This window comes from Mesorhizobium sp. P5_C1 (genome assembly GCF_054049815.1).
This window is the reverse complement of sequence record NZ_JBFULQ010000164.1, coordinates 1-11,058: the sequence shown is the minus strand read 5'-3', so window position 1 is coordinate 11,058 and position 11,058 is coordinate 1. Positions and strand designations below refer to the sequence as shown.

Sequence of the window (11,058 nt, the reverse complement as noted above, 5' to 3'; positions counted from 1 at the left end):
GAGGAATTCGGCCTCGCTACATTCGCCGATCTCGACGGACTTCTTGCGATGCCGCTTGACGCCGTAGTCATAGCCTCCCCCGATGCCTTGCACTGGGAACAGGCTCTCGCCGCCTTCGCCCGGGGGCTGCACGTCTTCTGCGAAAAGCCGCTTTGCTACAGCGCCGGGGACATCGACGACCTGATCGCCGCCCGGGATCGCGCCGGCAAGGTGCTTCAGGTCGGCTACATGAAGCGTTTCGATCCGAGCTACGAGGCGGCGCTGAAGATGCTGCCGGGCACGGCGCGGACGCTTCGCTACATTTCGGTCGAGGTCAACGATCCCGACGCCTGGCCCTTTGTCCGGCACCATTCCACATGCCGGGGTGACGACGTCGCGGTGGATCTGGTTGCCGTGACCGAAGCCAGGCAGCGCGAGCAGGTGGTTCGAGCGGTGCCTGGACTGGATGATCCCGACGCCTTTCGTGGTTTTGTCGGCGCCTATTGTTCAGCGATCGTGCACGACGTTAACGCCGTCCACGGGCTGCTCGATGCGCTCGGCGTCACGGATGGCGACATTGTCGGCGCCTCGCTTTTTGCCAGGGGTGAAGGCGGCCAGGGTGCCGTGCGGCTGCTCGGTGGCCAGGCGCTGTGGAACATGGTGCATCTGGCCGTACCTGGGCTCGCCGACTACCGAGAGCGCATAACGCTCTACTTCGACCAAGCCTCGCTCGAACTGGAATTCCCTTCGCCCTATCTCAACCACCAACCGACACGGCTGACCCTGCGCACCAGCGACGGCCACACGCTATCCAGCCGCGACATCCGCAGCGGATACGAAGAGGCGTTTGTCGAGGAGTTGAAGGGTTTCTGGTCGGCGATCGTCGAAGGCACGCCGGTGCGTAACACCGCCGAGCAGGCGCGTCGCGACATGACGCTGCTGGCCGGGCTCACCCGGCGCCACCTTGCCCAGCTCAAGCAATCAGGAGCTCGCCCGTGACGGTTCGCATCGGCATAAACCCGATCACCTGGAGCAATGATGACGTGCCGGAACTCGGCGGCGATACGCCACTCGAGGTCTGTCTCGGCGAGACCAAACAGGCCGGCTATTCCGGCACTGAACTTGGCGGCAAGTTCCCGCGCCGGTCGGCCGAGCTGAAGCCGATCATGGAGCGCTATGGCCTTGCCGTGATTTCGGGCTGGTATGATGGCCGCTGCGACGAGAAGGAAGTCAGCGCGGAAATGGATGCGATCATGCCGCATCTCCAGCTGTTGAAGGATATGGGCGCGGCGCATGTCGTTTATGCCGACACCTCGCGTGGACGCCATGACGCCATCTGGGGACCGATCTCGCAACGCCCGGCACTGAGCCCGCAGGAATGGCCGGCCTACGGCCGCAAACTGACCGCGCTGGCCGAGCGGATGGCGGATTTCGGCGTGCGCATGGCCTTTCACCACCATATGGGGACCATCGTCGAGACCGATGCCGAGGTGGCCCTGCTGATGCGCCACACCGGCGAGGCGGTCGGCTTGCTCTACGACACCGGCCATTCGATATTCTCGGGCGGCGATCCGCTGGCTTTGATCAGGGCGCACGTCAAGCGCGTCGTGCACGTGCATTGCAAGGACGCGCGCAAGGCCGTGCTTGATCGGGCCCGCGCGCAAGACATGAGTTTCATGGGGGCGGTCATGGATGGGATATTCACCGTTCCCGGCGACGGGTTCATCGATTACCCGGCCATTTTGCGCGTGCTTGCCGACAACGGCTACAGCGGCTGGCTGGTCGTCGAGGCCGAGCAGGATCCCAGCAAGGCCAACCCGCTGACCTATGCGACGATGGGATTCCGGAATTTGTCGCGCATGGCTGGGGAAGCCGGATTTACTGTCAGGGAATGATCGAGGCCACTATTTGGTCTCCAAGGAACCAGTGCTGATGAATGAAACTGGACAGAGGTGTGCGAAGATTCAGGTCATGGAATAACAACACACCTTGAAGGGGCAACTGGACTGCCGACCGTAACTGCGGCGGCGGAAAACAAACAGGAGGTTGTTATGTTTTCGCTTGCGAAGTTAATAAAGCCTGCGCTCGGCCTGCTGGCCGGCGTCACGATGATGGCGGCGGCCACCAGTCTTGCGGCCGCCGATGATACGCACGTGGTGTTTGTAACCCATGGCCAGAGCGGCGACCCCTACTGGTCGGTCGTGAAGAACGGCATGGACGATGCGGCCAAGACCCTGGGCGTCAAGGCCGAATATCTGGCGCCCGAAACATTCGACATGGCCAAGATGGCGCAAATGATCGACGCCATTACAGCCTCGAAGCCCGATGGGATGGTTGTTTCGATCCCCGACGCCGCGGCCCTTTCAGGTCCGGTCAAGAATGCCGTTGCCGCCGGCATCCCGGTCATCGTCATCGACTCCGGCGGCTCGAAGCTGACTCATGATCTTGGCGGCCTGCTGTTCATGGGACAGGACGAATTTCAGGCGGGCGTCATGGCCGGCGAGCGCATCAAGGCACTCGGCCTCACCAAGGCGGTCTGCGCCAATCACGAGGTGGGCAATTCCAGCCTTGACGATCGCTGCGCKGGCTTTGCCAAGGGGCTGGGCGTCGATGTTCCGGTGATGAACGGCGTCATCGACCCGACCGAAATGAAGAACCGCATGATCGCCTATATGACCGCCCATGCCGATACGCAGTTCATTCTCGCTGTCGGCGCCAGCGGTGCCGAACCAACGCTGGCCGCGCTCGATGAAATGGGCCTCGCGGGCAAGGTGAAAACCGGCACGTTCGATCTGTCTCCCACCATCCTGCAGGCCGTTGTTGCCGGCAAGATGGAGTGGGGCATCGACGCCCAGCAATATGCCATGGGCTATATCCCGGTCGCGATGTTCGACCTTTGGAAGAAGTACAAGATCATGCCGATCGCCGACTATCCGACTGGCCCCGGTTTCGTCACCAAGGATACTGCCGCCTCGGTCATCGATCTGGCAAAACAGGGCAAGCGTTAACCGCTGGCGGCCGGGCTCCGGCCCGGCCGCTTTCACCGATGAAGGTAACGCATCCATGGCTGCAGAGGTTCGCGACGAGCGGATCCGGTCCGTCTCCCGCCTGAGCCGCCTGTTGAGCAGGCCGGAACTTGGCGCGGCGGCCGGGACCGTTCTGGTCTTTGTGTTCTTCGCCATCACGGCGGGAAATACGGGACTTTTCAGTGCCAAGGGGATCATCAATTTCCTCGAGGTCTCGGCCCAGCTTGGCATTCTCGCCGCACCCGTGGCCCTGTTGATGATCGCGGGCGAGTTCGACCTGTCGGTAGGCTCGATGATTGGCTTTGCCGGGATCCTGATCGCGATCCCTTCCGTATTCTGGGGCTGGCCCATCTGGCTTTCGCTGCTGTTTTCCTTCGCTGTTTGCGGCGGTATCGGTGCGCTCAACGGGCTCGCCGTCGTCAAGACCGGGCTGCCCTCCTTCATCGTGACGCTCGGAAGCCTGTTCATGCTGCGCGGCCTGACGCTCGGTCTCACCCGCGGCATATCCGGGCGGACCCAGGTTTCGGGCGTGCATGAACTGGCGTTGAACGATCCTCTCAACAGCCTGTTTTCAGGCCAGGTGTTTTCCGGCCTGATCGCCTGGCTTTCGGACATCGGCCTGGTCGGCAAGCGGGCGGACGGACTGCCGTCGATTTCCGGCATTCCGGTGTCGATCGTCTGGTGGATCGCATTGACCTTGATCTGCACCTGGTTGCTGACGCGCAGCCGCTTCGGCAACTGGATCTTCGCCGCCGGCGGTGAAGCCAACGCCGCGCGCAACCTCGGTGTACCGGTGGCGCGCACCAAGATCACGCTGTTCGTCATGACGGCCATGGCGGCCGCGCTCTTTGCTGCGATCCAGGTCCTGGTCACCGGCTCGGCCGACACGCTGCGCGGCACCCAGAAGGAATTCGAGGCCATCATAGCCGTCGTCATCGGCGGCACGCTGCTCACCGGCGGCTACGGATCGGCCGTCGGCGCCATGTTCGGCGCATTGATCTTCGGCGTGGTGCAGATGGGCATCTTCTACACCGGCATAGACACGGACTGGTTCAAGCTGTTCATGGGCGCCATGATGGTCATCGCCGTGCTGTTCAACAGCTATGTGCGCAACCGCGCCATGAGGAGCCGGTGATGGCCGAGCCCTATGTCGAACTGAAGTCGGTCAGCAAGTATTTCGGATCGGTCGTTGCGCTGAAGGATGTGTCGTTCGACGTATGTCCGGGCGAAGTCCATTGCCTGCTCGGCGACAACGGCGCGGGCAAGTCGACGCTGATCAAGACGCTGTCCGGCGTCTACGCGCCAGACGAGGGTGAAATCCGCGTCCAGGGCAAGCCGACGAGGTTTGCGTCACCGGCCGATACGCGCAACAGCGGCATCGCAACGGTCTATCAGGACTTGGCTTTGGTGCCGCTCATGAGCGTGGCGCGAAACTTTTTTCTCGGGYGCGAGCCAATGCGCAAGTTCGGCCCGATCAGCCAGTTTGACGCCGAGTTCGCCAACCGCACCGCGTATGACGAATTGTCGGCGATGGGCATCCAGCTGCGCGATCCGGAACAGCCTGTCGGCACGCTTTCGGGCGGGGAACGGCAGTGCCTGGCCATCGCCCGCGCCGTTTATTTCGGCGCCAAGGTGCTGATCCTGGATGAGCCGACATCGGCGCTGGGGGTCCATCAGGCATCTGTCGTCCTGAAGCTCATCGTCCAGTCCAAGGCGCGCGGCATCGGCGTCATCTTCATTTCCCACAACGTTCATCACGCCTATGTGGTCGGCGACCGCTTTACCTTGTTGAAGCGCGGCAGATGCACCGGCACCTACGCGAAAAGCGAAATTGATCGCGATCAGTTGCTCAATCTGATGGCCGGCGGCAAGGAACTGGTCGACCTGGAACAGGAACTCAATAGAGCGGTCAAAGGCAGCCCCGCGTAGGGGAAGTAAAGGTCAACCAGCTGGCGCAAAGCCGACGATCGTCGCCTCGACCGGTCCTGCCCTATCGGAAGATCCGCTCGCCCTGCTCGTCCACCAGCTGGATGCCCTTCTTGATCGAGATGTCGACGGCGTCGTCGAGCCCGGCGAAGCGGTCGGCACGGATGAATTTGTGCTCCTTGACGACGCCATCGACCTCCTTGGAGACGACGCCGCAGGTCTGGTACTGGCCCTCGGCCTTGTAGGGCGTGGCGCTGATCAGGAACCCCTTGTGCTCGACCTGCTTGGCCGGCGCTGCACTTTTTGGTTCACCTGCCTCGGCTTCGCCACCGCCACCGAAAAGACGTTTTAGAAAAGACATCGCTCAAATCTCCCTGTTCGCCCTGCAATCGCGGCCTGCCCTGTTCGCGATTCACGACGCTGTCGTTCCAGAATGCGCGAATGTGCCGCCGCATTCCAGCCCCCTGATGAAGACGTCGGCTGGCAGATCGATCTCGTCAGCCTGCCGCAGCCGGTCAATCGAAATGACAAAAAGCCCGGGGGTTCCCGAGCTTTTGTCTGTTCTGGCTTTTGGCGGTACTGGACGGGCGGCCTCAGCCGCGCGACAGCGCTTCCAGCGCCTCGGCGGCACCTTCGAGAATGGCGATCGCCTCGGCCTGCTTGTCGGCCGGGGCATCGACGAAATCGCCGAGAGCCGCACGCAGCCGGTGACGCACGGCGCGGAATTCGTCGCGCGCTTCCGAGCGGCCACCACGACCGCCGCGACGCCCGCCCTCTTCGCGCTCGTCGTTCCAGCCGAACCAGTCGCGCGCCTTGGCCATCTTGCGGCCGAAGCGCTCGAGGTGGTCGAGCACGCCGTCGATCATCTCGCGGTTGTCGTTGAGATGCGCCTGCCCGGCTTCGGTGATCGAAAACACCTTCTTGTTGCCGTCGGCCGCGGAAGCGGCATAGCCGGCTTCTTCCAGGAAGGTCAGCGTTGGGTAGACCACGCCCGGGCTCGGGCTGTAGATGCCGCTGGTGCGCTCTTCAAGCGCCTTGATGATGTCGTAGCCGTGGCGCGGTGCCTCGGCCAGCAGCGACAGCGTGATCAGCTTGAGATCGCCGTCGGCCAGCATGCGCCCGGCGCGGAACATGTCGCCCGGCCCGCCGCGTCCGCCGCCACGACCGCCATGGCCGAACGGGCCAAAGCCGCCGCCACGGCCGCCGAACTTGCCGGCCATGTGCATGAATATGCGCTCGCCGAAATGATTGTGCCCGAATTGCTTGTGCATTGATTGCTCCTTGAGTTCTATCTTACGATATATCTTAACTAGGCGCACCAATCGCTGGAGTCAAGATATATCTTACGATGTATCTGAATGCCGCGCCAGAGGCTTGCTTTTGCCGGAACGCGCCGCTAGAAGGCCCGCGAGCGCCACGGCTGCTCCGTAAGCGTCTGACGTCAGGCAACGCATCCAACCCCGGTCCTTCCGGGCAATTGCGCCGAAAACCGGCGAATGGATGCCAAATGCGACGGACCGGACACTTCAGGGAAACTCCCAAAATGACTGCAAGAAATCGGCGCAGGAAGCTGCCTGCGCGCTATGCTGCCATCCTCAGCCCGCTGGTGCTGTCGCTGTTGATGACCTTCATTGTCTCATTCATCTCGACGCTGAAAAGCCTCGGTTTCCACCCCGGCCTGCCGACGATCTGGATGACGGCCTGGGGTTTGTCCTGGCTGGTGGCGTTTCCAACGCTGCTGCTGGTGCTGCCGATGGTGCGCCGCATCGTCGGCGCACTCTGCGAGCCGGCCGGCCGATAGGGCCTGGCGAAGGGAGGTCCGCAAATGGTTCGGGACCTCCATTCGCCCCGGTCACCGACGAGGAACCGCTACCAGCGGCCGTTGCGYCGGTTCCAGGCGTAGAGCAGGTCGGCGAACTGATCATAGGCAAAGCGCGTCAACGGCAAGGCGACCGGATTGCCTAACACCGTCGCCAGCCAGCCCTCGCCCGGCGTTATCAGCCACACGGCAATCGCGACATCGGCACCGACCAGCAGTCGGCCGTCGGCGTCGGTGGCGTGCAGCCGGCGGCGGACATCCTCAAGCGACGCACCAAATCGAGCAAGTGCTGCCGGTTCAAGATTGATGTCGCGAAACGCGATCCGCCCGGCCTTGACCGCTTCGATCAGCCGCCGCTTTTGCCGGCTGATACCGGCATCGCAAACCGGGCAGCGTGTGTTGTACCAGACGGTCAGCAAAGGCTTGGCCCGTTGCTCGGGCATGATTCCTCCAAAAACCGGTACCTGTTTCCTGGGATCATGCTCAACCGTGGCCATGCCTGTGGTGCAGGTCGGGATAATGCGGATGCCGGTGGCGCATGGGCGCATGCCGGTGCCAGTGCGAATGCGGCTCGCTCACCGGTCCGTCATGACGGTGCTGGTGGTGCTCGTCATGCACATGGCTGTGCTCGTGTTCCAGTTCCTCGTGGTCGTGCTCGTGCTCATGGCGTTCCGACAGATGCAGCCAGAGTCCGAAGGCCATCAGAAGCCCGGCAACCGCAAGCTTGAGCGTGACGGCGTCACCCAGGACGACGATTGCCAGCAGCGCGCCGATAAAGGGGGCGAGCGAGTAATACGCCCCTGTCCGTGCCGTGCCGAGATGACGCAGCGCCACGATGAACATCACCAGGCTGACCCCGATGACAAAGAAGCCGACGGCCGCGGTGACTGCGACGATCGACGCTGGCGGAAACGAAGCCCCGCCGGCGAGCGCCAACCCGACATTGACGACACCAGCCACCAGCCCTTTGAGCATGGCGATCACCACCGGGTCGGTGGCCGAGATCTTGCGTGTGAAATTGTTGTCCAGCCCCCACGCCAGGCACGCCGCGGCGACGAGCACGGCACCAAGGTTGAAGGCAACGCCCTCACCTTGCCACGACAGCAGAACGGCGCCGGCCACGATGGCGAAGGCGCCCAGGAGCAGCCGGCGGTCGACATTCTCGCGGTAGACGAGCCAGGCGATCGCCATCGTCGCCAACCCTTCGAGATTAAGCAGCAGCGCGGAACTGGATGCGGTGTTGAGGCCGAGGCCGAACATCAGCAGCACCGGCGCGACGATGCCGCCGGCGCCGATCGCCAGCAGCAGCCATGGTATGTCCCTGGCGGTCAGTTGCGCCTCGCCGCCGCCGCCGCCGCGAGCCGAGCGATAGAGGGCCAGCCCGGCGCCGGCGCCGAGATAGAGCAGACCGGCCAGCATGAAGGGATTGACGCTGTCGAGCAGCAGCTTGCACAGCGGCGGCGCAGCGCCGAACAGGATGGCGGAGCCAAGAGCGAGCGGCACGCCGGGCCACAGATGCGCATGTGAATTCGGTTCGGACATGGCCCCATCCTAGTGCATGTCGCCCAAAACTGCGCAGCGGATTTGGGCGACATGCATTACACAAGGACCTGAAGCGCTTCAGCCTCGGCGCTGTTCTGAGAGCACTACCCGAGCGAGGTGATGATCTCGCGGTAGGCAAATTCGGGGAAGGCTTTCAGCGTCCGCGTCCTGATGTTGCCGGCCGCCGCCAGCATCAGCGAGAAGCGAGCCAGGACCGCGTCGTCGGGCGCTTCAACCACGGCCACCATGTCGTATTCACCCATGGTCAGGTAGAACGCCTTGAACGATCCGCCCATGTCTCCCAGCTGCTTCCTGGCGGCGTCGAGTCGCTTCGGTGAATCGCGCACATTTCTGGCGCCCTGTTCCGTCCAGTTCATCAGCACGATATAGCTTGTCATGCACACCTCCCTCCGGGCCACGGAGCACGGCGGCTTCGCCGGGGCGGGCATCCGGGTTTGTCGCCCAGAAAATGCATCCGACGTCGAAATTATCCTCCCGCAGCGAACATCCTGCAAGGACTACCGCGCCGACRCCCTGTTGCTGGGTAAAGACGAGCCTCGCGAGGCGGCGGCAAAGCGACGGCCGTAAGACGGTCGGCGCACCGACCGGGGAAAGCCGGTTTTAAAACCCGCCCGATTGCGGCAATCTCGGTCGTGGCCGTCGATCTGGCGGAAATCCCCGGCCGGCAACCGAGACCGATCCAGCCGCCGGAGAGCTTCATGCGCGAAACCATCGACCTGCCGCCGGAATCGATCGAGAGTCCTGCCGCATGGACCGGCGAGGACATGGCGAAACATCCTGAGCGTTGGCTGGTCGAACTGGATGCGCGCGACGTCGCGGAACTGGAGTTGGCGGCAACCGGCTTTCTCGCCCGCTCGCAGGACATCGGCAACCTGACCAAGGCTGACTTCCCCTTGCCCCGGCTTGTCGGCCATCTTGCCGCCCTTCGCGAAAAACTGATCGCCGGCATTGGCTTCGAGGTGCTTCGCGGTCTCCCGGTCGAGAGATATTCAGCGCAAAGGGCGGCAACGATTTTCTGCGGGATTGGCGCGCATCTGGGAAGCGCACGATCCCAGAATGCCCAGGGCCATATCCTCGGCCACGTCCGCGAYATAGGCGCCGACGCCAGGGACGCCACGACGCGCATCTACCAGACCTCTGAGCGCCAGACGTTTCACACCGACTCCGCCGATGTCGTCGGTCTGCTCTGCCGGCGCGATGCCATGCAAGGCGGCGAGTCCCTGCTGGTGAGCACAGCGACGATCTACAACGTGATGCGCAGGAAGCGGCCTGATCTCACCCGCCTGCTGTTTGATCCGATCGCCACCGACCGGCGCGGCGAGATACCGGAAGGGGAAAAACCCTACTTCGAAATCCCGGTTCTCAACTGGCATGCGGGATTGCTGACCGGCATCTATCAGCGCCAGTACATCGACAGCGCGCAACGCTTTCCGGATGCCATGCGGCTCAGCACCACACATATCGAAGCGCTGGATCTCTTCGACAGCCTTGCCAATGATCCCAGACTAAACCTGTCGATGCGCCTGCGGCCCGGCGACATGCAGTTCGTCTACAATCATTCGCTGCTTCACGACCGCAGCGGCTTTCGGGATTGGCCAGACCCGGACAAGCGGCGCCATATGCTGCGTTTGTGGTTGTCAGTGCCGGGMGACCGACCGCTGCCCGAGTGCTTCAGGCAGCGTTATGGCTCGATAGAGATCGGCGACCGGGGCGGCATCATCGTCAAGGGGACGCGGCTGAACGTGCCGTTGTGGTAGATCGACAACGGGCGGACGCCCCAGGCCTTCGCGGCGTTGATGCCCTTCGAAGAGCACACCGCAGCAGGCATCGGTATCGGCGTCAATTGAGCTGGCCGGCGACGACGCCGTCCCTGCTCAGCTGTCCAAGAAGCTCCTGAGCTTCCGGCTACGGCTTGGATGCTTCAGTTTCCTGAGCGCCTTGGCTTCGATCTGGCGGATGCGCTCGCGGGTGACCGAGAACTGCTGGCCGACCTCTTCCAGCGTATGGTCGGTGTTCATGCCAATGCCGAAGCGCATGCGCAGCACGCGCTCCTCGCGCGGCGTCAGCGAGGCCAGCACGCGGGTGGTGGTCTCGCGCAGATTGGCCTGGATCGCCGCGTCGATCGGCAGGATCGCCATCTTGTCCTCGATGAAATCGCCTAGGTGCGAATCCTCCTCGTCGCCGACCGGCGTTTCGAGTGAGATCGGCTCCTTGGCGATCTTCAGCACCTTGCGCACTTTTTCGAGCGGCATGGCGAGTTTTTCGGCCAGCTCTTCCGGCGTCGGCTCACGGCCGATCTCGTGCAGCATCTGGCGCGAGGTGCGCACGATCTTGTTGATCGTCTCGATCATGTGCACCGGAATACGGATGGTGCGCGCCTGGTCGGCGRTCGAACGCGTGATCGCCTGCCGGATCCACCATGTCGCGTAGGTCGAGAACTTGTAGCCGCGGCGGTATTCGAATTTGTCGACCGCCTTCATCAGGCCGATATTGCCTTCCTGGATCAGGTCGAGGAACTGCAGGCCGCGATTGGTGTATTTCTTGGCGATGGAGATGACGAGACGCAGATTGGCCTCGACCATTTCCTTCTTGGCGATCGCGGCTTCGCGCTCGCCCTTCTGCACCTGATTGACGATCTTGCGGAATTCCAGGATCGAGATCGCCGTTTCGGTGGCCAGATGCTGGATTTCGGCGCGCAGGTCGCGGATGGCGTCCTTCTCGTTCTTGGTGAATTCCTTCCAGCCG

General features: G+C 63.0%; 13 protein-coding genes. 7 read left to right on the top strand and 6 right to left on the bottom strand.

All coding sequences use genetic code 11. The features are described from left to right. The 5 genes from ACXJ7R_RS15180 to ACXJ7R_RS15160 form a co-directional block, all read left to right on the top strand. On the top strand, positions 1–978 hold a 978-nt coding region (locus ACXJ7R_RS15180; RefSeq protein ID WP_457152545.1), incomplete at its 5' end, for a Gfo/Idh/MocA family protein. Next, complete coding sequence (gene iolE / locus ACXJ7R_RS15175) at positions 975–1,874, top strand: myo-inosose-2 dehydratase (protein ID WP_457152544.1); 900 nt, start codon at positions 975–977, stop codon at positions 1,872–1,874. The genes ACXJ7R_RS15180 and iolE, both read left to right, overlap by 4 nt. A gap of 156 nt (positions 1,875–2,030) precedes the next feature. Further along, the gene (locus ACXJ7R_RS15170; protein ID WP_457152543.1) at positions 2,031–2,987 is read left to right on the top strand and encodes a rhizopine catabolism ABC transporter substrate-binding protein; all 957 of its coding nucleotides are present in this window, start codon (positions 2,031–2,033) and stop codon (positions 2,985–2,987) included. Positions 2,988–3,042: 55 nt separating this feature from the next. Next, positions 3,043–4,140 carry an ABC transporter permease gene (locus tag ACXJ7R_RS15165; protein WP_457152542.1) on the top strand — a complete coding sequence of 366 codons (1,098 nt, stop codon included), beginning with the start codon at positions 3,043–3,045 and terminating at the stop codon, positions 4,138–4,140. Then, positions 4,140–4,934 (top strand): ATP-binding cassette domain-containing protein, encoded by a 795-nt coding sequence (locus ACXJ7R_RS15160; protein ID WP_457152541.1) that lies wholly within the window; start codon positions 4,140–4,142, stop codon positions 4,932–4,934. The genes ACXJ7R_RS15165 and ACXJ7R_RS15160 overlap by 1 nt, the downstream gene beginning before the upstream one ends. 61 nt (positions 4,935–4,995) lie before the next feature. Here ACXJ7R_RS15160 and ACXJ7R_RS15155 read toward each other — a convergent pair whose 3' ends face one another. Together ACXJ7R_RS15155 and ACXJ7R_RS15150 are read right to left on the bottom strand one after the other, a co-directional pair. After that, on the bottom strand, positions 4,996–5,292 hold the full coding sequence (locus tag ACXJ7R_RS15155) for an HlyU family transcriptional regulator (RefSeq protein WP_457152540.1): 297 nt from the start codon (positions 5,290–5,292) through the stop codon (positions 4,996–4,998). Between the two features lie 232 nt (positions 5,293–5,524). Further along, positions 5,525–6,202 carry a PadR family transcriptional regulator gene (locus tag ACXJ7R_RS15150; protein WP_457152539.1) on the bottom strand — a complete coding sequence of 226 codons (678 nt, stop codon included), beginning with the start codon at positions 6,200–6,202 and terminating at the stop codon, positions 5,525–5,527. Positions 6,203–6,474: 272 nt separating this feature from the next. Between ACXJ7R_RS15150 and ACXJ7R_RS15145 the strand changes: the two genes are divergently transcribed. Continuing rightward, entirely contained in the window at positions 6,475–6,732 is a 258-nt protein-coding gene (locus ACXJ7R_RS15145) for a DUF2798 domain-containing protein (protein WP_457152538.1), read from the top strand. Between the two features lie 68 nt (positions 6,733–6,800). Here ACXJ7R_RS15145 and ACXJ7R_RS15140 read toward each other — a convergent pair whose 3' ends face one another. The 3 genes from ACXJ7R_RS15140 to ACXJ7R_RS15130 all read right to left on the bottom strand — a co-directional run bounded on the left by ACXJ7R_RS15140 (position 6,801) and on the right by ACXJ7R_RS15130 (position 8,690). After that, entirely contained in the window at positions 6,801–7,193 is a 393-nt protein-coding gene (locus tag ACXJ7R_RS15140) for a thiol-disulfide oxidoreductase DCC family protein (RefSeq protein WP_457152537.1), read from the bottom strand. A gap of 40 nt (positions 7,194–7,233) precedes the next feature. Then, entirely contained in the window at positions 7,234–8,292 is a 1,059-nt protein-coding gene (locus ACXJ7R_RS15135; protein WP_457152536.1) for a DMT family transporter, read from the bottom strand. Between the two features lie 104 nt (positions 8,293–8,396). Then, a complete protein-coding gene (locus tag ACXJ7R_RS15130; protein ID WP_095091717.1) occupies positions 8,397–8,690 on the bottom strand; it encodes a GYD domain-containing protein in 294 nt (97 codons plus the stop codon). A gap of 321 nt (positions 8,691–9,011) precedes the next feature. Between ACXJ7R_RS15130 and ACXJ7R_RS15125 the strand changes: the two genes are divergently transcribed. Continuing rightward, the gene (locus ACXJ7R_RS15125) at positions 9,012–10,070 is read left to right on the top strand and encodes a TauD/TfdA family dioxygenase (protein ID WP_457152535.1); all 1,059 of its coding nucleotides are present in this window, start codon (positions 9,012–9,014) and stop codon (positions 10,068–10,070) included. Between the two features lie 117 nt (positions 10,071–10,187). Here ACXJ7R_RS15125 and rpoD read toward each other — a convergent pair. Then, positions 10,188–11,058: RNA polymerase sigma factor RpoD (gene rpoD, locus ACXJ7R_RS15120; RefSeq protein WP_457152534.1), on the bottom strand; the 871-nt coding region annotated here is incomplete at its 5' end.

What these genes read in the sequence shown, in the direction of transcription:
- ACXJ7R_RS15165 (WP_457152542.1), top strand. Translation starts at nt 3,043, where the DNA reads ATGGCTGCAGAGGTTCGCGACGAGCGGATCCGGTCCGTCTCCCGCCTG.
- ACXJ7R_RS15155 (WP_457152540.1), bottom strand. Translation starts at nt 5,292, where the DNA reads ATGTCTTTTCTAAAACGTCTTTTCGGTGGCGGTGGCGAAGCCGAGGCA.
- ACXJ7R_RS15150 (WP_457152539.1), bottom strand. Translation starts at nt 6,202, where the DNA reads ATGCACAAGCAATTCGGGCACAATCATTTCGGCGAGCGCATATTCATG.
- ACXJ7R_RS15145 (WP_457152538.1), top strand. Translation starts at nt 6,475, where the DNA reads ATGACTGCAAGAAATCGGCGCAGGAAGCTGCCTGCGCGCTATGCTGCC.
- ACXJ7R_RS15135 (WP_457152536.1), bottom strand. Translation starts at nt 8,292, where the DNA reads ATGTCCGAACCGAATTCACATGCGCATCTGTGGCCCGGCGTGCCGCTC.
- ACXJ7R_RS15130 (WP_095091717.1), bottom strand. Translation starts at nt 8,690, where the DNA reads ATGACAAGCTATATCGTGCTGATGAACTGGACGGAACAGGGCGCCAGA.